Raw genomic sequence first — 19,975 nt, 5'->3', positions numbered from 1 at the left:
CCCCGATGACCCAGCAACCTCATGTCCATGGCCCTGACTGCAACCACGATCACGACGATCATGCCCATGACCACCATGATCACGACCATGGCCATGTCCACGGCCCGAACTGCGGCCACGCCCACCAGGAACCGGTGCGCAACGCCCTGAAAGATGTCGGCCGCAACGACCCTTGCCCGTGCGGCAACGGCAAGAAATTCAAGAAGTGCCACGGCGCGTAAAACGTCGGTACCTGTAGGAGCGAGGCTTGCCCGCGAATGGGACGCCTCGGTCTTCCAGGCAAACCGCGTCATCGTTCTTCGCGGGCAAGCCTTGCTCCTACAGGTTTTCAGTCATCGTTCAAGATCTCTGCGGTGTTGATGACGGTGGCGTACTCGCCATGCAGATTCCCCAGTGACATGGCGTGAACCTCCGCGGCTGAATGGGGGTGGCCGAAAAAATCCGCCTTGTCGAAGGTAAAACACGCATCCTCCACCACCCACGCATCAAACCCCAGGTTCCCGGCCGTTCGCGCCGTGGATTCCACCGAGTTGTTGGTGGCCACGCCAACGATGATCAATTGCCCGATCCCCGCCTCACGCAAACCCGCCTCCAGTCCCGTCGCACAAAACGCATCCGGCACGCGTTTCTGGATCAGTCGTTCCCCGGCCGATGGCTGGAACCGTTCCTGGAACTCCACCCCCGATTGCTCCGGCCAGAACACTGAGTCCGGCGAGTGGGACAGGTGCTGCACGTGAATCACCGGGCGCCCGGTGCGTCGCCAATGCGCCAGCAAATCACCGATTCGTTCCTCGGCCTGGGGATTGTTTCGCCGCCCCAACCTGGGCTCCAGGATGCCTTTCTGTTGATCGATGATGATCAGTGCCGCGTTCGACTTTAGCGCCATGCTGACTTTTCTCATGCCGGGTCATTGAATTTCACGCACTTGAGCATCACTTCTTCCTACAGGCAAGTCTGCGGTGCACACAGGACGACCTGATGCGAGCGGTTGCTGTCCGTACCTAATGACGTCCATTTCTGGAGTACTCCATGATCGACCTGTATTACTGGACCACCCCCAACGGCCACAAAATCTCGATTTTCCTCGAGGAGGCCGGCCTCAAGTACGACGTGCACCCGATCAACATCAGCCAGAACGACCAGTTCAAGCCTGAATTCCTGAAGATTTCCCCGAACAACAAAATCCCGGCCATCGTCGATCACGAACCGGCCGATGGCGGCGAGCCGCTGCCGTTGTTCGAGTCCGGGGCGATTCTGCTGTACCTCGCGGAAAAGACCGGGAAGTTCCTGCCCAAGGACCTGCGCGGGCGCCAGCAGGCGTTGCAATGGCTGTTCTGGCAGATGGGCGGTCTGGGCCCGATGGCCGGGCAGAATCACCACTTCAGCCAGTTTGCCCCGGAAAAAATCCCTTACGCGATCAAACGCTACATCGACGAAACCGCCCGCCTGTATGGGGTTCTGGACAAACAACTGGCGAGCAATGAATTTGTGGCCGGCAACGAGTACAGCATTGCCGACATGGCGATCTACCCGTGGGTCGTGTCCCACAAGTGGCAGAGCCAGAACCTCGAAGACTTCCCGAATGTGCTGCGCTGGTTCACCCACATCCAGACCCGCCCGGCGACGGTGAAGGCGTATGCGCTGGCGGCGAAGGTCAATCCACCGAAGGCCTGAGATCGATGCGACTGATCGTTCCCACGCTCTGCGTGGGAACGCCTCAACGGACGCTCCGCGTTCGGCTTTGGATGGGACGCGGAGCGTCCCGGGCTGCATTCCCACGCAGAGCATGGGAACGATCACTGAAGAAATAACCTGCGCCCCGCTTGCGCGGCCACCTCCTGCTCACTAACGTAGCGCCTTTATTGCGTTACTACCCCCGCAGGAGCTTTGCCATGGCCTCGCCAGCCCTCACACATTTTCTTCCCCGGTTCGGCGTTGCCGCAGCAGTGGCCGGTGTTTTGAGCCTGACCGGTTGTCAGACCTGGAACACCCAGGACACCCTCCCGCCCACCTCCGGCGTGCAGCCGCTCAAGGGCCTGGCGCAGAACGTGTCGGTGCGACGCAATGCCATGGGCATGCCGTTGATCGAAAGCAACAGCTTCCACGACGCACTGTTCGCCCTGGGCTACGTCCACGCCAGCGATCGCCTCACGCAAATGGTGACCATGCGCCTGTTGGCCGAGGGCCGTCTGTCAGAAATGTCCGGCGCGGATCTGCTCGACGCTGACCGCTACATGCGTGCGGTCAATCTGAAGAAGAGCGCCGGTGAGCTGTACAAAGCCTCGTCGCCGCGACTCAAGCGCTTCTTCGAAGTCTATGCCCGGGGTGTCAACGCCTACCTGTTCCGCTACCGCGACAAACTGCCGGCGGACCTCGCGGCCACCGGCTACAAGCCGGAATACTGGAAGCCGGAAGACTCGGCGTTGATTTTCTGCCTGTTGAATTTCAGCCAGTCGGCCAACCTGCCAGAAGAAATCTCCTCGCTGGTGCTGGCGCAAACCGTCACCACCGACAAGCTGCCATGGCTGTCGCCGTCCGCACCGGACGAGAAGCTGCCACTGGGCGAAGCCGATAAGCTGCAAGGCATCAAGCTCAACGGCGCGATCCCGGGCCTGGCGGAAATCACCAAGGCCACCGGGCAACTCTCCGATCTGAATCTGCTCGGCGCCACCTCGTCGAACAACTGGGCCATCGGCCCGCAACGCAGCCGCAGCGGCAAAAGCCTGCTGGCCAGCGACAGCCACGGGCCGCTGGGCGTGCCGTCGTTGTTCAGTTACGTGCAGATCCGTGCGCCGAAATATCAGGCGGCGGGCGTGAGCATTGCCGGTCTGCCGATGGTGCTCGGCGGTTTCAACGGCAAAGTGGCGTGGAGCATGACCACGGTCATGGGCGATAACCAGGACCTGTTCCTGGAAAAAATCAAACGCCAGGGCAATGGCCTGACTTACGAAGCCAACGGCAAATGGCAACCGGTGGTGGTGCGCAACGAAACCTACTTCGTCAAAGGCCAGCGGCCGCTGCGCGAAGCGGTGTATGAAACCCGCCACGGACCGCTGCTCAACAGTGCCCAGGGCCTGAGCATGGCCAACGGTTTCGGCCTGGCCCTGCAAACCCCAAGCTTCACCGACGACAAAACCCTGGATGCGTTCTTCGACCTGTCCCGGGCGCAAACCGTGGAGAAAGCCTCGGACGCCAGCCGCGAAATCCGCGCTATCTCCCTGAATCTGGTCTTCGCCGACGCCAGCAACATTGGTTGGCAAGTCACCGGTCGCTACCCGAACCGTCGCGAAGGCGAAGGTTTGCTGCCGTCGCCGGGCTGGGAAGGTCGCTACGATTGGGACGGTTACGCCGACCCGATGCTGCACCCCTACGACCAGGACCCGGCCCAAGGCTGGCTCGGCACCGCCAACCAGCGGGTCATCCCCCATGGTTATGGCATGCAATTGTCCAATTCCTGGTCCGCCCCGGAACGTGGCGAACGCCTGGCCGAACTGGCGGGCACGGGTAAGCACGACACCCGCAGCCTGATCGCCATGCAATACGACCAGACCACCACCTTCGCCGCCAAACTGAAAAAAATGTTTGCCGCACCGGGGATGGCCCAACCACTGAAGCAGGCGATCGACACCTTGCCTGAAACTGATCGCAGCAAGGCCCGCGAGGCGTTGGCGCGCTTGATGGCGTTCGACGGCAAGCTCAGCCCGACGTCCAGCGATGCCGCGATCTATGAGCTGTTCCTGCAGGAAAGCGCCAAGCAGATTTTCCTCGACGAACTCGGCCCGGACAGCAGCCCGGCGTGGAAAGCCTTTGTCGCCAACGGCAAGTTGTCCTACGCGGCCCAGGCCGATCACCTGCTGGGGCGCGAAGACAGCCCATTCTGGGATGACGCGCGCACGCCGCAGAAAGAAGACAAACCGGCGATCCTCGCCCGCAGCCTGGCGGCGGCCATCAGTGCCGGCGACAGTCAGTTGGGTGGCGATCACAAGGCTTGGCAGTGGGGCAAACTGCATCGCTACGAGTGGAAAAACGCCAGCGGCCAGACCGTCCGTGGCCCGCTCGCGGCCGGTGGCGATCACACCACGCTCAACACCGCGGCGTTCGCCTGGGGCCAGGATTTCAACACCACCCTGGCGCCGTCCATGCGTTTCATCGTCGACTTCGGCCAGTCCGAGCCGTTGATGGGCCAGAACGGCAGCGGCCAGTCCGGCAACCCGGCGAGCCCGAACTACCTCGACAGCATTGATCCGTGGCTCAAGGGCCAGTACATGAGCCTGCCGATGCAGCCGCAGAACTTTGACAAGGCGTATGGCAAGGCGCGATTGACCCTCACACCGGGTAAATAACCCGCGATGATGATCGTTCCCACGCGCAGCAAAGGAATGCTGCCCGGGACGCTCCGCGTCCCATTGGAACGCGGAGCGTCCCTGGAGGCATTCCCACGCGGAGCGTAGGAACGATCAATCGCTAAAACCCGATAGAACTTCCAGCCTCGCGCAAACCTCATAGCTAACAAATCACTCCATTTTGGTCACAACATGGATCTTGTTATCGCGCGCCCCGAAGGTTTGTACTGCCCCGCCGGGGATTTCTACATTGACCCGTGGCGCCCCGTGGAGCGGGCGGTGATCACCCATGCCCACGGCGATCACGCCCGCACCGGCAATCAACACTACCTGGCGGCCGCGCCCGGCGAAGGGATTCTGCGCGCGCGCCTGGGCCAGGACATCAACCTGCAAACCCTGCCCTATGGCGAGCGCTTGCTGCACCACGGCGTCATCTTGAGTTTTCACCCAGCCGGCCATGTGCTCGGTTCGGCCCAGGTCCGTTTGGAATACGGCGGTGAAGTATGGGTCGCTTCCGGGGACTACAAAATCGAGCCCGACGGCACCTGCGCCCCTTTCGAACCGGTGCGTTGCCACACGTTCATCACCGAATCGACCTTCGGCCTGCCGATCTACCGCTGGCAACCCCAGGCGCAGGTGTTTGCCGAGATCAATCAGTGGTGGCGGGCCAACATCGACGCGGAAAAAGCCAGCGTGCTGTTCTGCTATTCCTTCGGCAAAGCCCAGCGCATTCTGCACGGCATTGACGCCAGCATCGGCCCCATTCTGGTGCATGGCGCCGTGGAACCGCTCAACCGCGTGTACCGCGAAGCGGGAATTTACCTGCCGCCCACGATTTACGCCGGCGAGGTCAAAAAGACTGATCCGACGATGCGCCAGGCCCTGGTCCTCGCCCCGCCCTCGGCCGGTGGCAGCACGTGGATGCGTCGGTTCGGCGACTACAGCGACGGCTTCGCCAGCGGCTGGATGCGATTGCGCGGCACGCGGCGGCGGCGCGGGGTGGATCGGGGTTTCGTCCTGTCGGATCACGCCGACTGGCCCGGTCTGTTGTGGGCCATCGAACAGACCGGGGCCGAGCGGGTGATGGTGACCCACGGTTCGGTCGGCGTGCTGGTGCGGCATTTGCGCGAACAAGGGCTGGATGCCCAGGGTTTCAGCACCGAGTACGGCGATGATGAGGAAGATCATGCCGCCACGCCGGAACCCGCCGAGGTGCTGCCATGAAGGCCTTTGCCGAGTTGTACGCCGAACTCGACGCCACCACCTCAAGCAACGCCAAACTGGCGGCGATGCAGGCTTACTTCGCCCACGCCGCGCCGGAAGATGCCGCGTGGGCGGTGTACTTTCTGTCCGGTGGCCGCCCGCGACAATTGGTGCCGGTGCGCGCGCTGCGGGAACTGGCGGTCGAGGTTTCCGGGCTCTCGCCGTGGCTGTTCGAAGAGAGTTATCAGGCTGTCGGCGACCTGGCGGAAACCATCTCGCTGGTGCTACCGGAAACGCCCCACAGTTCTACCGAGGGGCTGGCGACCTGGATCGAAGACAAACTGCTGCCCCTGCGCGGTGAAACCCCGGAGTTCCTGGCCCGGCAACTGCCCGCCCTCTGGGCGCAACTGGACCGCCCGAGCCTGATGCTGTGTATCAAACTGATCACCGGCAGTTTCCGCGTGGGCGTCTCTAAACTGCTGGTGACCCGCGCACTGGCCGCCATGGCCGGGCTCGACAGCAAACGCGTGGCGCAGCGCCTCGTGGGTTACACCGACCTGTCCAATCGCCCGAGCGCCGCCAGTTACCTGAAACTCATCGCCCCACAGTCCGACGACGAACATGCCCAGCGCGGGGGCCAACCGTATCCGTTTTTCCTTGCCCATGCCCTGCAACAACCCGTTGAGCAGTTCGAAGCCTTGATCGGCCCGGCCAGCCAGTGGCAAGTGGAATGGAAGTGGGACGGCATCCGCGCCCAAGTGGTCAAGCGTGAGGGCCGGCTGTGGATCTGGTCCCGGGGCGAGGAACTGGTCAGCGAACGTTTTCCCGAACTGGAAACGCTGACCCACGGCTTACCCGATGGCACGGTGATCGACGGTGAAATCGTTGCCTGGAAAGCGGCGCAACCCACCACCGAAGAGGCCTTCGACCCGCACTCCACGGCGCCACCGGCGGTGCAACCCTTTGCCCTGCTGCAACAGCGAATCGGCCGCAAAACCCTGGGCAAGAAAATCCTCGACGAGGTGCCGGTGGTGGTGCTCGCCTACGATTTGCTGGAATGGCAGGGCGAAGACTGGCGCAACCACACCCAGGTTGAACGCCGCACCCAACTGGAGCAGGTCATCGCCACCTGTAACAGCCCGGTGCTGCTGGCCTCCCCCGTGCTGACCGGCGAAGACTGGTTCGACCTCGCCCGGCAACGGGAAGCCTCTCGGCGGCTCGGCGTCGAAGGCATGATGCTCAAGGCCCGGGATGCGCTGTATGGCGTGGGACGGACCAAGGACATGGGCGTGTGGTGGAAATGGAAAGTCGACCCGTTCAGCGTCGATGCGGTGCTGATCTATGCGCAACGGGGCCATGGTCGCCGGGCCAGTCTCTACAGCGACTACACGTTCGCCGTGTGGGACGGTCCGCCCGAGGCGAGCGAACGCACGCTGGTGCCGTTCGCCAAGGCGTATTCCGGGCTGACCGATGAGGAAATGCGCAAGGTCGACGGCATCGTGCGCAAGACCACGGTGGAAAAGTTCGGGCCGGTGAGCAGCGTGAAACCAAGCCTGGTGTTCGAACTGGGGTTTGAAGGCATCGCCCTGTCCCGCCGGCACAAGAGCGGGATTGCGGTGCGGTTTCCCAGAATGCTGCGCTGGCGGCAGGACAAGTCGGTGGAAGAAGCCGATAGCCTCGCCACACTGCAGGATTTGTTGAGCTGACACCTGATCGTTCCCACGCTCCGCGTGGGAATGCCTCATCGGATGCTCCGGGTCCGCTCTTGGGACGCGGAGCGTCCCGGGCTGCATTCCCACGCAGGAGCGTGGGAACGATCATCGAGCGAACCAACTTGGTGCAGGAAATTCACGTCGCCCATTTTCGTGCACAAATGCGTCACAACCTTCTCTTTAATCACCTTTTAAAACGCTTGTTCGGGACTCTGGTTCGGAAATTGCTACTTTCATTAGGTCTTACGCTTTCCAGTAACAATAATTCTGCGCCACAAGCGCTCATATTGGTTCTTAGGGATTGAATAATGAAAAAAGCATTGCTGACCCTTTCTGCACTGGCGTTGTGCATGGCTGCCGGCTCCGCGCTGGCCAAGGAATACAAAGAACTGCGTTTTGGCGTTGACCCTTCCTATGCACCGTTCGAGTCGAAAGCAGCGGATGGCAGCCTGGTGGGCTTCGATATCGACCTGGGCAATGCGATCTGTGCCGAGTTGAAGGTCAAGTGCAAATGGGTCGAAAGCGATTTCGACGGCATGATTCCGGGCCTCAAGGCCAATAAATTCGACGGTGTGATCTCTTCGATGACCGTCACCGAAGCCCGCGAAAAAGTCATCGACTTCTCCAGCGAGCTGTTCTCCGGCCCAACCGCTTACGTGTCGAAAAAAGGTTCTGGCATTACCACCGACGTGGCTTCGCTCAAGGGCAAAACCGTCGGCTACGAACAAGGCACCATCCAGGAAGCCTACGCCAAAGCCGTGCTGGACAAGGCTGGCGTGAAAACCCAGGCCTATCAGAATCAGGATCAGGTGTATTCGGACCTGACTTCCGGTCGTCTCGACGCCGGGGTCCAGGACATGCTGCAAGCCGAATTGGGCTTTTTGAAGTCGCCACAAGGGGCTGATTACGAAGTCAGCAAGCCGATTGATGCTCCGCTGCTGCCTGCCAAAACAGCTATCGGTATCTCTAAAGGTAACAAAGACCTCAAGGCACTTTTGGATAAAGGTATCAAAGCGTTACACGACGATGGCACTTACGCCACCATTCAGAAGAAACACTTTGGCGATCTGAATCTGTACAGCGGCAAATAATGCCCGGCGCCCATCTCACGATGGGCGCTTTTTTTACTCGATCAGGTTGCTGATTTATGTTCGAAAACCTCTTACAAAACCTGGGGCTCTCAGCCTTCAGCCTCAAGGGCTTCGGTCCTTTGCTGTTGGAAGGCACCTGGATGACCATCAAATTATCGGCATTGTCGCTGCTGGTGGCCGTTTTACTCGGTTTGCTGGGCGCCAGTGCCAAACTGTCGAAATCCAAATTGTTGCGCTTGCCGGCCCAGGTCTACACCACGCTGATTCGCGGCGTGCCGGACCTGGTGCTGATGCTGCTGATCTTCTACAGCCTGCAAACCTGGTTGACGACATTCACCGAATACATGGAATGGGAATACATCGAGATCAACCCGTTCAGCGCCGGGGTCATCACCCTGGGCTTCATTTATGGCGCGTACTTCACTGAAACCTTCCGCGGGGCGATCCTTGCCGTGCCGCGGGGTCAGGTCGAAGCCGCCACCGCCTACGGCCTCAAACGCGGCCAGCGCTTCTGGATCGTGGTGTTCCCGCAGATGATGCGTTTCGCCCTGCCGGGCATCGGCAACAACTGGATGGTGATGCTCAAGGCCACTGCCCTGGTGTCGATCATCGGCCTTGCCGACCTGGTCAAGGCTGCCCAGGACGCGGGTAAAAGCACCTATCAACTGTTCTACTTCCTGGTCCTGGCAGCACTGATTTACCTGCTGATCACCAGCGTCTCCAACTTCGTCCTGCGCAAGCTTGAACGCCGCTACGCCGCCGGCTCCCGGGAGGCCGTACGATGATCGAACTCTTGCAGGAATACTGGAAACCCTTCCTCTATAGCGACGGTTACCACATCACCGGTCTGGCCATGACCCTGTGGCTGCTCAGCGCCTCGATCTTCATCGGCTTCCTGGTGTCGATCCCGCTGTCCATCGCCCGGGTCTCGCCGCACTTCTACATTCGTCTGCCGGTGCAGTTCTACACGTACCTGTTCCGTGGCACGCCGCTCTATATCCAACTGCTGATCTGCTACACCGGGATCTACAGCCTGGCGGCCGTCCGTGCGCAACCGGTACTGGATGCGTTCTTTCGCGATGCGATGAACTGCACGATCCTGGCCTTCGCCCTGAACACCTGCGCCTACACCACGGAGATTTTCGCCGGGGCGATCCGCAGCATGAACCACGGTGAAGTCGAAGCGGCCAAGGCCTATGGTCTGACAGGCTGGAAGCTGTATGCCTACGTGATCATGCCGTCGGCCTTGCGCCGTTCGTTGCCTTATTACAGCAACGAAGTGATCCTGATGCTGCACTCGACCACCGTGGCGTTCACCGCGACCATCCCGGATATCCTGAAAGTCGCACGGGACGCCAACTCGGCGACCTTCCTGACCTTCCAGTCGTTCGGCATCGCTGCGCTGATCTACTTGACCGTGACCTTTGCGCTGGTCGGCCTGTTCCGTCTCGCCGAACGCCGATGGCTGGCCTTCCTCGGGCCGACTCACTAGGACCTATCGTAAATGCGCCACCAGAAACATGACTTGCTGGCCCCGCTGCCGGGGACCGCACGACAGATCCACAGCTTCCATTTCGGCCCGGCCAATGGAGCGGGCAAGATCTACATCCAGTCGTCCCTGCACGCCGATGAAATGCCCGGCATGCTGGTGGCCTGGCACCTCAAGCAGCGCTTGACGCAGCTGGAAGCCGCCGGCCGCCTGCGCAGCGAAATCGTGTTGGTGCCCGTGGCCAACCCGGTCGGCCTGGAACAGGTGTTGATGGACGTGCCCTTGGGCCGCTACGAACTGGAGAGCGGGCAGAACTTCAACCGCTGGTTCGTCGATTTGAGCGAAGAGGTGGGCAACGAGATCGAAGGCCTGCTCGGCGACGATCCGCAGCACAACCTCGAACTGATCCGCACCAGCCTGCGCAACGCCCTCGCCCGCCAGACGGCCGGCACCCAACTGCAATCCCAGCGCCTGACCCTGCAACGCCTGGCCTGCGACGCGGACATGGTGCTGGACCTGCATTGTGATTTCGAAGCCGTCGCCCACCTTTACACCACACCTGAGGCTTGGCCGCAGGTCGAGCCGCTGGCGCGCTACATCGGTGCCGAGGCCAGTTTGCTGGCCACCGATTCCGGCGGCCAGTCGTTCGATGAATGCTTCACCCTGCTCTGGTGGCAGTTGAAGGAGCGCTTTGGCGAGCACTTCGATATTCCGCTGGGCAGTTTCTCGGTCACCGTCGAATTACGCGGCCAGGGCGATGTGTATCACCCGTTGGCCAGCGCCGATTGCCAGGCGTTGATCGATTACCTGATTCACTTCGGCGCCATCGCCGGCGAAGCGGCACCTCTGCCCGAACTGCCCTACCCGGCCACGCCGTTGGCCGGTGTCGAACCGGTGGCCACGCCGGTCGGCGGGTTGCTGGTGTTCACCGCGCGGCCTGGGCAATACCTGGAAGCCGGGCAGCAGATTGCCGAAGTCATCGACCCGATCCTTGACCGCGTCACCCCCATCCATTGCACCGCCGCCGGGTTGATGTACGCCCGTTCGCTGCGCCGCATGGCCACTGCCGGCATGGTGATCGCCCACGTCGCGGGCACCGAAGCCTATCGCAGCGGCTACCTACTTTCGCCTTGAGGATGCATGCCCCATGTATAAATTGACCATCGACGGCCTGCATAAAAGCTATGGCGACCATCATGTGCTCAAAGGTGTTTCGCTCAAGGCCAACACCGGCGACGTCATCAGCCTGATCGGCGCCAGCGGCTCGGGCAAAAGTACCTTCCTGCGCTGCATCAACTTTCTCGAACAACCGAATGACGGCGCCATGAGCCTGGATGGCAAGGACATCCGCATGGTCAAGGATCGTCACGGCATGCACGTGGCCGATCCCGCTGAACTGCAACGCATCCGCACGCGCCTGGCCATGGTGTTCCAGCATTTCAACCTGTGGAGCCACATGACCGTGCTGGAAAACATCACCATGGCCCCGCGCCGGGTGCTGGGTTGCAGCAAGGAGGAAGCCGAGGATCGCGCCCGCCGCTACCTCGACAAAGTGGGCCTGGCGGCACGTGTTGCGGATCAGTACCCGGCGTTTCTCTCGGGTGGCCAGCAGCAGCGTGTAGCGATTGCCCGCGCCTTGGCGATGGAACCGGAAGTGATGCTGTTCGACGAACCGACTTCGGCTCTCGACCCGGAACTGGTGGGTGAAGTACTGCGCGTGATCCAGGGTTTGGCTGAAGAAGGCCGGACCATGATCATGGTGACCCACGAAATGAGCTTCGCCCGCAAAGTGTCGAGCCAGGTGTTGTTTCTGCACCAGGGGCTGGTGGAGGAAGAAGGCGCGCCGGAGGAGGTGTTGGGCAGTCCGAAGAGTGAGCGGTTGAAGCAGTTTTTGAGTGGCAACCTCAAATAGTATTCGTCTGGTCTTCATAACTTAGCGGGTCGTGATCTCGACCCGCTATTTTTAACGACGGTTATTTGCGGGTTGTTGTATCAATCTTGAACTCAGTACACCTGATCTCGAACGTAATATCGTTAAGCGTCGTGTTGCCATTAAAAGCCCCTGACAAACCAGCAGCATCGTTTTGGTCCACGCGCATGACGCCGGTCACCCGATTGGTTCGACTCAGCCCCCTGAAAACAACCAGTGCATTGGTGGTCTCCCCGTTAATGACATGCGTGCCGGTACCTGCGTCCGCACTCACCCCGATATTCATCCGAAAACCATTTGCGGGGCGGGAATCCAGGAACCGCAGATTTCCATCACTGACATAGCGATAAGAGACCGTGTCTTCTTCCTTGAAGTCTTCCACTTGCCCCTCATGAGTGGCCGTGGCCTCCAGGAGCCCGGGAACTTCTACCAGCGTTGTTGCTTTTTCATCCGTCATTTCAATATCTCACTGAAAAATGAATAACAGGCGACGGATGGATTTCATTTCGACCGTCGGCCAAACAAGGAAATCACGTACGCACTTATGCAACAACTGTCAGTACTGACAGTTGACAAACGTGGGTTTCGGGAACAGAACACACCGTCCACTGTAGGAGCGAAGCTTGCTCGCGAAGGCGGAGTGCCAGACAACATCTTCTTTTTTCTGATAATCCGCCTTCGCTCCTACAGGCCTATGTCGTTAAAAAGGGCTGCGTTACTTCATTAAACCTTTCGCATTCCGGCGCGGTCACTGAAAGAAGACTTTCAGAGCGCACACGGCCGGCATGGGCACTTCCATCGACTACGCAAAAAACTGGTTCAGCGCCCGCGGCTGGAAGCCTTTCGCCTTCCAGAAACAGGTGTGGGCGGCGGTCAAGCGCGGCGAATCCGGGTTGCTGCATGCCAGCACCGGTGCCGGTAAAACCTACGCGGTGTGGTTCGGTGCGCTCAATCGCTACGCCGCGTCGGTCGCGCCTGTAGAAACGCCGCGCAAACGCAAACCGGTTGCGCCACCGCTGACGGTGCTGTGGATAACCCCGATGCGTGCGTTGGCCGCCGACACCGCCCGTGCGCTGGAAGCGCCGCTGGCTGATTTGCAGATACCGTGGAGCGTCGGCCTGCGCACCGGCGACACCAGCAGCAGCGAACGCGCCCGTCAGAGCCGGCGCTTGCCCACCACACTGATCACCACTCCCGAAAGCCTGACCCTGATGCTCGCCCGGGCCGATGCGCAAACCGCGCTATCAACCTTGCGCATGGTGGTGGTCGACGAATGGCACGAATTGCTCGGCAACAAGCGCGGCGTGCAATTGCAATTGGCCCTCGCCCGTTTGCGCCGCTGGCATCCCGGATTGATCGTGTGGGGCGTTTCCGCGACGTTGGGGAATCAAGCCCACGCCGAACAGGTATTGATCCCACAAGGGGGCGGCATCAGCGTCCAGGGCCAAAACGGCAAGGAGCTGCGGGTCGACACGTTGTTGCCACCCGCCATCGAGCGTTTCCCTTGGGCCGGGCACATCGGGTTGAAGATGTTGCCGCAGGTGGTCGCCGAACTCGACTCCAGCTCCAGCACCTTGGTGTTCACCAACACCCGCGCGCAATCGGAGATCTGGTATCAGGCGTTACTGGAAGCCCGCCCGGATTGGGCCGGGTTGATCGCCTTGCATCACAGCTCGCTGTCACGGGACACCCGTGACTGGGTCGAGCGCGCGCTCAAGGACGGGCAACTTAAAGCGGTGGTCTGCACCTCCAGCCTCGACCTGGGCGTGGATTTCCTGCCGGTGGAGCGCGTATTGCAAATCGGCTCGGCCAAAGGCGTGGCGCGGCTGATGCAGCGGGCCGGACGCTCCGGGCATGCCCCAGGACGCGTATCACGGGTGACGTTGGTGCCGACCCACAGCCTGGAGCTGATCGAAGCGGCCGCCGCGCAGGACGCCGTGGCGCAACGGCGGATCGAACCGCGCGAATCGCCCTACAAGCCGCTGGACGTGCTGGTGCAGCATCTGGTCAGCATGGCGTTGGGTGGTGGGTTTGTGCCCGGTGAGCTGTACGAAGAAGTCCGCGCTGCCTGGGCATATCGGGATCTCACACTGGCGGATTGGGCCTGGGCGCTGGCTTTCGTACGCCACGGCGGACTTTCCCTGACAGCCTATCCGGATTATCGCCGGGTCGAACCTGATGAACACGGCGTGTGGCGTGTGCCGGATGCGCGACTGGCGCGGCGGCATCGCATGAGCATCGGCACCATCGTCAGCGATGCGAGCATTCAGTTGAAGTTCTGGAGCAAGGGCGGCGGTGGCAAGCAATTGGGCAGTGTTGAGGAAGGGTTTATCGCTCGCCTGAAACCTGGCGATGGATTTCTGTTCGCGGGGCGTTTGCTGGAATTGGTACGGGTGGAAAACATGACGGCCTACGTGCGGCGCAGCACCGTGAAAAAAGCGGCGGTGCCCCGTTGGAATGGCGGGAGGATGCCACTGTCCAGCGAGTTGGCTCAGGCGGTGGTTGCGCGGTTCAGTGCGGCGGCTTGCGGTGACTTTGCTGGCCCGGAAATGGCGGCGGTGCGTCCACTGCTGGACGTGCAGCAACGCTGGTCCGGATTGCCGACCGTGGATTCCCTGCTGGCGGAATCGCTCAAGTCCCGTGAAGGCTGGCACTTGTTCCTCTATCCGTTTGCGGGGCGCCAGGTGCATCTGGGGCTGGCGAGTCTGTTGGCTTGGCGGGTAAGCCAGCGGCAGGCAGTGACGTTTTCGATTGCGGTGAACGATTACGGCCTCGAATTGCTGAGCGCAACACCTGTCGATTGGTCCCAACACCTGAATCCCGAACTGTTCAGCGCCGAGCACCTGCTGCCCGACGTGCTCGCCAGCCTGAACGCCGGCGAGCTGGCGCTGCGACGCTTTCGGGAAATCGCACGCATTGCAGGGCTGGTGTTCGCCGGCTACCCCGGCGCGCCCAAAAGCACGCGACAGGTCCAGGCATCGAGCGGTTTGTTCTTTGAAGTGTTCAAGCAATACGACGCCGACAACCTGTTGCTGGCCCAGGCCGGGGAAGAAGTCCTACGGGAAGAATTGGATATTCGTCGACTGGAGCAGACTTTGGCCCGCATCAATCGCTTGAGATTCGACCTGCATCCGATCAAGCGTCCTACGCCGCTGGGCTTCCCGCTGCTGGTGGAACGGATGCGCGAAAGCATGAGTTCCGAGAAACTGGCGGATCGCATTAGGCGAATGGTCGGCGATCTGGAAAAAACCGCTGAAACCGGGAAAGCCTGATGAGCGCGCCCTACCCTGTGCGCCTGGCTGGCGAAGAACTCTGGTTGTTGCCCGAGAAAGCCATCCACTGGCCGGCCCAGCAAGCGCTGCTGGTTGCCGATGTGCACTTTGGCAAGGCCGCGGCCTATCGCAGCCTCGGTCAACCGGTACCGAGGGGCACGACGGCGCAAAACATCACGGCGCTGGATGGCTTGCTGGCTGCCCTGCCCTGTCGCCAGTTGATTTTCCTTGGCGACTTTCTCCACGGCCCCGGCTCCCATGCTGCGGATACGTTGCAGGCCCTGGCCGCGTGGCGGGAACGCCATTGCGACCTGCCGATGAGGCTGATTCGCGGCAATCACGACAAACGCGCGGGCGATCCGCCGTTGTCGCTGAACATTCGGGTGGTGCCGGAACCTCTGCTGCTGGGGCCGTTTGCCCTGCAACACGAGCCTGATCCCCACCCGAGCCGTCACGTGCGCGCGGGGCATGTGCATCCGGTCTACCGGCTCAACGGCCGGGGCCGTCAAAGCTTGCGCCTGGCGTGTTTCAGGTTAGGGGAGCAAGTCAGCCTGTTGCCCGCGTTCGGCGCATTTACCGGCGGGTATCAAGTCGAGCGGGATGATAGCTGCAGGATTTTTGTCATCGGCGACAACGAAATATGGCCAGTCAGCTGACGCTCACCCTATAGGAGCAAAGCTTGCTCGCGATGACCTCGTATCAGCCAACATCATTGTTGGATGTACAGCAGCCTTCGCGAGCAAGCTTCGCTCCTACAGGACGACGCATCGTGCGACGAGCGCAGGACCGGCATCAAGCAACCGGCGCGGGTGGTGGCTCGTCCGGCAGGGTTGGCTCACCGGGCTCGGTGGGTTGTTCGTTGGGGGTATCGGGATCAGGCTGGCCGGGGATGCCGCCTGCCATGCTGATAGGCGGATGCGCCAGCAAGGACCAGGCCAAAACGCCAATCTGATTGGGCTCAAGCCTTGCCAGTTCGGCGCTGATTTGCGGATCGATCTTCATGGAGCACTCCTGAGCAATGGCCCGGTTCGCTGTGCGCAAACCGGGCAGTACACCCAATAGAGTGTCTACCCGCCGAAGAATTCCCGGGAACTGTCAGATGGACGGATCAGGTGCGTGGCAGGGTGACGCCGCGCTGGCCCTGGTACTTGCCGCCACGGTCCTTGTAGGAGACTTCGCACTCTTCGTCGGATTCGAAGAACAGCATCTGTGCGACGCCTTCGTTGGCGTAGATTTTCGCCGGCAAGGTGGTGGTGTTGGAGAATTCCAGGGTCACGTGGCCTTCCCACTCAGGCTCGAGCGGCGTCACGTTGACGATAATGCCGCAACGGGCGTAGGTGCTTTTACCCAGGCAGATGGTCAGCACGTTGCGCGGAATGCGGAAGAATTCCACGGTGCGGGCCAGGGCGAAGGAGTTCGGCGGGATGATGCAGACGTCGCTGGTCACGTCGACGAAGCTCTTCTCGTCGAAGTTCTTCGGGTCGACGATGGCCGAGTTGATGTTGGTGAACACCTTGAACTCACCGGCGCAACGTACGTCGTAGCCGTAGCTCGACACACCATAGGAAATCAGGCGCTCGGCACCTTCGCCGCGCATCTGGCGCTCGACGAACGGTTCGATCATGCCGTGCTCTTGCGCCATGCGGCGAATCCACTTGTCCGATTTGATGCTCATGGCGGGGTGTCCTGAATAGCGAGGTGGAAAAATTCTGTCCGGCATCTTACTAGGCGCGCGCTCCGGGTTCAAAGCGCAGCTATTAATTCTCGCCGATCCCCCCTGATTGCCGGGTCTTCCCGCCAAAACGATGCACCGTCAGTCACGAAAACAGAGAAACCTTCGCAGGAAGCATTGGCACGTTCCGGAAAAAGGGTTAAGGTGGCGCCACTGTGCTGCTTGTGTCACTGAGAATCTCTACACGATATGTTGAATTTCGATCCAACCATCTACAAGAATTTTTCCTGCTCTTTGCACTCAGTCTCGGCCAGGGTTCTTCCTGCGTCGCAGTTATCTTTGTTCAAGGAGTTACACCATGTCTAATCGCCAAACTGGTACCGTTAAGTGGTTCAACGATGAAAAAGGCTTCGGCTTCATCACTCCACAATCCGGTGACGACCTGTTCGTTCACTTCAAAGCAATCCAATCCGACGGCTTCAAAAGCCTGAAAGAAGGCCAACAGGTTTCTTTCATCGCTACCCGCGGTCAGAAAGGCATGCAAGCTGAAGAAGTTCAAGTTATCTAACTTGTACTTGCTTTAGTAAAAAGCCCCGCCCTTAAAAGCGGGGCTTTTTTGTGGGCGCCTGTTTTTGCGTTGAGCCATCTTCTCGTCCTTCTATATGATTCGCCACCTGGAAAATCACATGGAAGCAGCAGGATGCCGTTCAACCAATGGAAAACCCTGGGCGCAGCGCTGATCACGCTCGCACTCCCCTTCTCGATTCACGCCACCCCCCGCCCCGACCATCCGACCATCATCGTCGGCATGGATACTCACGCCACCTATATCGGCCAAGGCCCTGCCATCCAGGGCATTCCCCAGCCAGAACTGCGCGCGGCGGCTTTGCTGGAACTCTCTACGCCACACGCTTGCGGCAGCAACGAGGTCTACCTCACACCGGAATCGGTGGGCGTACCCAACGAATCGTTTGGTCGACTCCTCAATGAAGTCCAGCAACTGATCGACGACGAAACACCACTGTTGATTACGCTCTCGAAATGTGACGGCAAACGGGCTTTTTTTGAAAAGGTCCGTCCGTGTACGCCCGAAGAGTGCGGCAACCTGACCGCCTCCCTGGTGGACGGAAAGCTGTATCTGGACGAAGACTACGCACCAACCAGCAAAGGTCAGGCGGCTTACTTCCTGAAAATGCCGATGGCCTACGACAGCAAACGCAAGGCCTGGCACGCCAAAGTCTTTTACGTCGAATCAGGCAAACTGCGCCGCGACTATTACGTCAACGCCAAGGACTTTGTCTCAGGCAGGCCCGTCCTCGCCTCAAAAACCTACTACTCGAGCGGAAAGCTCGGACAAAGCTATCAGAACGATGCCAAGGGCCAACGCCAGGGCGAGGCAATCACCTATTCCGAAAGCGGGGTTGTCATCAAGCGCGCGAACTACTTGAACGATGACCTGGAAGGCTGGGAAACCACCTACCACGATAACGGCAAGAAGGCAGAGGCCTACAACTGGCACGCCGGCAAGCATGTGGATGGCGAGTACCTGGAGTACGACGAAAACGGCGCGATCATCGGCCGCCTCACTTATCACAATGACGTGCTGGACGGCCCGATCCTCGGCTATTACCCCGATGGCAAGATCAAGTCACGTGGTCAGTACGTCAACGGCAAAATGGCCGGCCCCAACCTTTCCTACTTCCCGGACGGTTCGCTGCAAAGCAGCACGGACTACGTCGACAATGCGCCGCGAGGCTGGCAAATCGAGTATCACCCCAACGCCACGGTGAAACAGAAAGTCTTTGTCGACGAGCATTCCGTGCAGCGCAGCCATGCCAGCTGGAACGACCAGGGCGTACAAACCGTGCAATGGCAGTGGGATGAGCAGCACCGCGAACAGGGCGACTTCAAGGAGTGGTACGCCAACGGCCAGCTCAAGGAACAAAAATCCTACAAGGACGGCAAACTGGAAGGCCCGACCATCACCTGGTATGAAAACGGCCAGATGAATACGTCCGTCGATTACGTCGAGGGGCGTGAGCAAGGCGTGATGCGCCTGTGGAAACAGGATGGCAGCCCGAACGGCGAATGCCGATACGAGGCCGGTGTCCGTCAAGGTGAATGCACCTGACGCAATCACATCAAAAAAAAGATCGCAGCCTTTGGCAGTGCCTGCAGGATGAACGTTGATTCATCGTAGGCATTGCCGAAGGCTGCGATCTTTTGATCTTTGAGCGTTTTACCAAGCCACCCCAAACCCTGCGGTATAGCGCGTCTTGCTCAAATCAGCATCATTGGTGCCGCTGATGATATCGCGCTCGGCCTTGAGGTTAAGCGAAGCCCAGTCGGTGACTTTGTAGCGCAAACCCAATTCGGCATCGAGCGCGTAATCGGCCACGCCGGACAGCGGCTTGCCCACTTCGCCATTAGTGAAGAACTCGACCTTCTTGCCCACCAGATAGCGGTTGTAGTCCCACTTCATGGCCACGGAATAGAAGTTGTCCTTGCCGCCATCGCGGTATTCGTAATCGGTGCGGTTGAGCAGCGAACCCAGCGAGAACGCGCCCAGCTCGTTGTCCCAGAACTGATACCCCGGACCGGTACCGACCACACGCTGACGGGACAATTCTTCGACCTTGTCGCGCTTGTAGTTCACGCGACCATCCCAGTACCAGTGCTCGGTGAGGAATCGGTCAAGGGAGTACTCGGCACGCCAGTTGTCGGTGGTCACCACGTCATCCTGGAATTCGCGGTTGTACTCGCCCTCGGCCGTATGCCGCCAGCGGCCATGACGGGCCGTGGTCTTGAAGCCGATATCGTAGTCGTCGGTGTCCTTCTCGGCGCGCTGGTAATCCAGGGCCATGTCGACATTACCCTTCCAGACCAGGTCTTCGACCACCGGTTTAGGCTTGAGAATCTGCTGGATACTCGCCAACTCGACGGTTTTCGGCGCCTCGCCATTGGCCAAGGTCACCTTGCCATCTTCGGCAGCCTTCAAGGATTTGGCCTTCTCGCCGCTGTAGGCATCCTGCTTGACCAACAATTCCTGATCACTTTCCAGGGTCTTGACCTGCTTCCAGTCGATTGGAACCGCACCGGCGTATTCGGTCTGGATCAGCAGTTTGCCGCCATCGAACACGGTGATCTTGCCGCTCAATTTGTCACCGTTTTTCAACCATACGGTGTCGGCGAGCAAAGGCGTGGAAGCACTGAAGACAGCGAGGCACAACAAGGTTCTGGACAACATAAGCAGATCGAAGGCT

Annotated in this window: 19 protein-coding genes; 14 read left to right on the top strand and 5 right to left on the bottom strand. The window is 60.3% G+C overall.

Features of this window, described 5'->3' with window-relative positions; genetic code table 11:
- The first annotated feature begins 5 nt into the window (after positions 1-5).
- Positions 6-221, top strand: a complete 216-nt coding sequence (locus tag ACY4LX_RS07675) for an SEC-C metal-binding domain-containing protein (protein ID WP_054046981.1) — start codon at positions 6-8, stop codon at positions 219-221.
- A 107-nt stretch (positions 222-328) separates the two neighbouring features.
- Here the strand turns inward: ACY4LX_RS07675 and ACY4LX_RS07670 are convergent, their stop codons facing one another.
- Positions 329-886: a cysteine hydrolase family protein gene (locus tag ACY4LX_RS07670; RefSeq protein WP_463260572.1), complete on the bottom strand. Its 558-nt coding sequence runs from the start codon at positions 884-886 to the stop codon at positions 329-331.
- 143 nt (positions 887-1,029) lie between these two features.
- On the opposite strand from ACY4LX_RS07670, the gene ACY4LX_RS07665 reads away from it, so the two are divergent.
- The 9 genes from ACY4LX_RS07665 to ACY4LX_RS07625 all read left to right on the top strand — a co-directional run bounded on the left by ACY4LX_RS07665 (position 1,030) and on the right by ACY4LX_RS07625 (position 11,750).
- Positions 1,030-1,674 carry a glutathione binding-like protein gene (locus ACY4LX_RS07665; RefSeq protein WP_463259575.1) on the top strand — a complete coding sequence of 215 codons (645 nt, stop codon included), beginning with the start codon at positions 1,030-1,032 and terminating at the stop codon, positions 1,672-1,674.
- 218 nt (positions 1,675-1,892) lie between these two features.
- The gene (locus ACY4LX_RS07660) at positions 1,893-4,343 is read left to right on the top strand and encodes a penicillin acylase family protein (protein ID WP_463259574.1); all 2,451 of its coding nucleotides are present in this window, start codon (positions 1,893-1,895) and stop codon (positions 4,341-4,343) included.
- A gap of 192 nt (positions 4,344-4,535) precedes the next feature.
- Positions 4,536-5,567, top strand: a complete 1,032-nt coding sequence (locus tag ACY4LX_RS07655) for a ligase-associated DNA damage response exonuclease (protein WP_463259573.1) — start codon at positions 4,536-4,538, stop codon at positions 5,565-5,567.
- Positions 5,564-7,252: an ATP-dependent DNA ligase gene (locus ACY4LX_RS07650; RefSeq protein ID WP_463259572.1), complete on the top strand. Its 1,689-nt coding sequence runs from the start codon at positions 5,564-5,566 to the stop codon at positions 7,250-7,252. The genes ACY4LX_RS07655 and ACY4LX_RS07650 overlap by 4 nt, the downstream gene beginning before the upstream one ends.
- A 314-nt stretch (positions 7,253-7,566) precedes the next feature.
- Positions 7,567-8,349 carry a transporter substrate-binding domain-containing protein gene (locus ACY4LX_RS07645; RefSeq protein WP_123405931.1) on the top strand — a complete coding sequence of 261 codons (783 nt, stop codon included), beginning with the start codon at positions 7,567-7,569 and terminating at the stop codon, positions 8,347-8,349.
- 56 nt (positions 8,350-8,405) lie between these two features.
- Entirely contained in the window at positions 8,406-9,134 is a 729-nt protein-coding gene (locus ACY4LX_RS07640) for an ABC transporter permease (protein ID WP_463259571.1), read from the top strand.
- Positions 9,131-9,841 carry an ABC transporter permease gene (locus tag ACY4LX_RS07635; protein WP_149657312.1) on the top strand — a complete coding sequence of 237 codons (711 nt, stop codon included), beginning with the start codon at positions 9,131-9,133 and terminating at the stop codon, positions 9,839-9,841. The genes ACY4LX_RS07640 and ACY4LX_RS07635 overlap by 4 nt, the downstream gene beginning before the upstream one ends.
- Before the next feature lie 12 nt (positions 9,842-9,853).
- A complete protein-coding gene (locus tag ACY4LX_RS07630) occupies positions 9,854-10,972 on the top strand; it encodes a succinylglutamate desuccinylase/aspartoacylase family protein (protein ID WP_463259570.1) in 1,119 nt (372 codons plus the stop codon).
- A gap of 13 nt (positions 10,973-10,985) precedes the next feature.
- Positions 10,986-11,750 (top strand): ABC transporter ATP-binding protein, encoded by a 765-nt coding sequence (locus ACY4LX_RS07625; RefSeq protein ID WP_149657314.1) that lies wholly within the window; start codon positions 10,986-10,988, stop codon positions 11,748-11,750.
- Positions 11,751-11,811: 61 nt separating this feature from the next.
- On the opposite strand, the gene ACY4LX_RS07620 is transcribed toward ACY4LX_RS07625, so the two are convergent.
- The gene (locus tag ACY4LX_RS07620) at positions 11,812-12,225 is read right to left on the bottom strand and encodes a hypothetical protein (RefSeq protein WP_463259569.1); all 414 of its coding nucleotides are present in this window, start codon (positions 12,223-12,225) and stop codon (positions 11,812-11,814) included.
- A 328-nt stretch (positions 12,226-12,553) separates the two neighbouring features.
- On the opposite strand from ACY4LX_RS07620, the gene ACY4LX_RS07615 reads away from it, so the two are divergent.
- The gene (locus tag ACY4LX_RS07615) at positions 12,554-15,040 is read left to right on the top strand and encodes a ligase-associated DNA damage response DEXH box helicase (RefSeq protein WP_463259568.1); all 2,487 of its coding nucleotides are present in this window, start codon (positions 12,554-12,556) and stop codon (positions 15,038-15,040) included.
- Positions 15,040-15,696 carry a ligase-associated DNA damage response endonuclease PdeM gene (gene pdeM, locus ACY4LX_RS07610; protein ID WP_463259567.1) on the top strand — a complete coding sequence of 219 codons (657 nt, stop codon included), beginning with the start codon at positions 15,040-15,042 and terminating at the stop codon, positions 15,694-15,696. Before ACY4LX_RS07615 ends, pdeM begins: the two co-directional genes overlap by 1 nt.
- Before the next feature lie 136 nt (positions 15,697-15,832).
- Here the strand turns inward: pdeM and ACY4LX_RS07605 are convergent, their stop codons facing one another.
- Positions 15,833-16,042 (bottom strand): hypothetical protein, encoded by a 210-nt coding sequence (locus tag ACY4LX_RS07605; RefSeq protein WP_109628267.1) that lies wholly within the window; start codon positions 16,040-16,042, stop codon positions 15,833-15,835.
- A gap of 106 nt (positions 16,043-16,148) precedes the next feature.
- Entirely contained in the window at positions 16,149-16,715 is a 567-nt protein-coding gene (dcd, locus tag ACY4LX_RS07600; RefSeq protein WP_054047011.1) for a dCTP deaminase, read from the bottom strand.
- 355 nt (positions 16,716-17,070) lie between these two features.
- Here dcd and ACY4LX_RS07595 point away from each other — a divergent pair, with 355 nt between their 5' ends.
- Entirely contained in the window at positions 17,071-17,280 is a 210-nt protein-coding gene (locus ACY4LX_RS07595; protein ID WP_002554837.1) for a cold-shock protein, read from the top strand.
- 132 nt (positions 17,281-17,412) lie between these two features.
- Positions 17,413-18,843: a toxin-antitoxin system YwqK family antitoxin gene (locus tag ACY4LX_RS07590; protein WP_463259566.1), complete on the top strand. Its 1,431-nt coding sequence runs from the start codon at positions 17,413-17,415 to the stop codon at positions 18,841-18,843.
- A 108-nt stretch (positions 18,844-18,951) separates the two neighbouring features.
- On the opposite strand, the gene ACY4LX_RS07585 is transcribed toward ACY4LX_RS07590, so the two are convergent.
- The gene (locus ACY4LX_RS07585) at positions 18,952-19,959 is read right to left on the bottom strand and encodes a DUF481 domain-containing protein (protein WP_463259565.1); all 1,008 of its coding nucleotides are present in this window, start codon (positions 19,957-19,959) and stop codon (positions 18,952-18,954) included.
- Positions 19,960-19,975 lie beyond the last annotated feature (16 nt).

It is taken from the genome of Pseudomonas sp. Emmai (assembly GCF_055179735.1).
The sequence above is the reverse complement of the archived record's forward strand: the minus strand, read 5'-3'. Positions and strand labels throughout refer to the sequence as shown.

Bases quoted from the DNA above. Each gene is read 5' to 3' on its own strand.
- ACY4LX_RS07645 (WP_123405931.1), top strand. From the start codon at position 7,567: ATGAAAAAAGCATTGCTGACCCTTTCTGCACTGGCGTTGTGCATGGCT.
- dcd (WP_054047011.1), bottom strand. From the start codon at position 16,715: ATGAGCATCAAATCGGACAAGTGGATTCGCCGCATGGCGCAAGAGCAC.
- ACY4LX_RS07585 (WP_463259565.1), bottom strand. From the start codon at position 19,959: ATGTTGTCCAGAACCTTGTTGTGCCTCGCTGTCTTCAGTGCTTCCACG.
- ACY4LX_RS07635 (WP_149657312.1), top strand. From the start codon at position 9,131: ATGATCGAACTCTTGCAGGAATACTGGAAACCCTTCCTCTATAGCGAC.
- ACY4LX_RS07605 (WP_109628267.1), bottom strand. From the start codon at position 16,042: ATGAAGATCGATCCGCAAATCAGCGCCGAACTGGCAAGGCTTGAGCCC.
- ACY4LX_RS07615 (WP_463259568.1), top strand. From the start codon at position 12,554: ATGGGCACTTCCATCGACTACGCAAAAAACTGGTTCAGCGCCCGCGGC.
- ACY4LX_RS07650 (WP_463259572.1), top strand. From the start codon at position 5,564: ATGAAGGCCTTTGCCGAGTTGTACGCCGAACTCGACGCCACCACCTCA.
- ACY4LX_RS07595 (WP_002554837.1), top strand. From the start codon at position 17,071: ATGTCTAATCGCCAAACTGGTACCGTTAAGTGGTTCAACGATGAAAAA.
- ACY4LX_RS07665 (WP_463259575.1), top strand. From the start codon at position 1,030: ATGATCGACCTGTATTACTGGACCACCCCCAACGGCCACAAAATCTCG.
- ACY4LX_RS07620 (WP_463259569.1), bottom strand. From the start codon at position 12,225: ATGACGGATGAAAAAGCAACAACGCTGGTAGAAGTTCCCGGGCTCCTG.
- ACY4LX_RS07660 (WP_463259574.1), top strand. From the start codon at position 1,893: ATGGCCTCGCCAGCCCTCACACATTTTCTTCCCCGGTTCGGCGTTGCC.
- ACY4LX_RS07640 (WP_463259571.1), top strand. From the start codon at position 8,406: ATGTTCGAAAACCTCTTACAAAACCTGGGGCTCTCAGCCTTCAGCCTC.
- ACY4LX_RS07655 (WP_463259573.1), top strand. From the start codon at position 4,536: ATGGATCTTGTTATCGCGCGCCCCGAAGGTTTGTACTGCCCCGCCGGG.
- ACY4LX_RS07625 (WP_149657314.1), top strand. From the start codon at position 10,986: ATGTATAAATTGACCATCGACGGCCTGCATAAAAGCTATGGCGACCAT.
- ACY4LX_RS07670 (WP_463260572.1), bottom strand. From the start codon at position 886: ATGGCGCTAAAGTCGAACGCGGCACTGATCATCATCGATCAACAGAAA.
- ACY4LX_RS07630 (WP_463259570.1), top strand. From the start codon at position 9,854: ATGCGCCACCAGAAACATGACTTGCTGGCCCCGCTGCCGGGGACCGCA.
- ACY4LX_RS07675 (WP_054046981.1), top strand. From the start codon at position 6: ATGACCCAGCAACCTCATGTCCATGGCCCTGACTGCAACCACGATCAC.
- pdeM (WP_463259567.1), top strand. From the start codon at position 15,040: ATGAGCGCGCCCTACCCTGTGCGCCTGGCTGGCGAAGAACTCTGGTTG.
- ACY4LX_RS07590 (WP_463259566.1), top strand. From the start codon at position 17,413: ATGCCGTTCAACCAATGGAAAACCCTGGGCGCAGCGCTGATCACGCTC.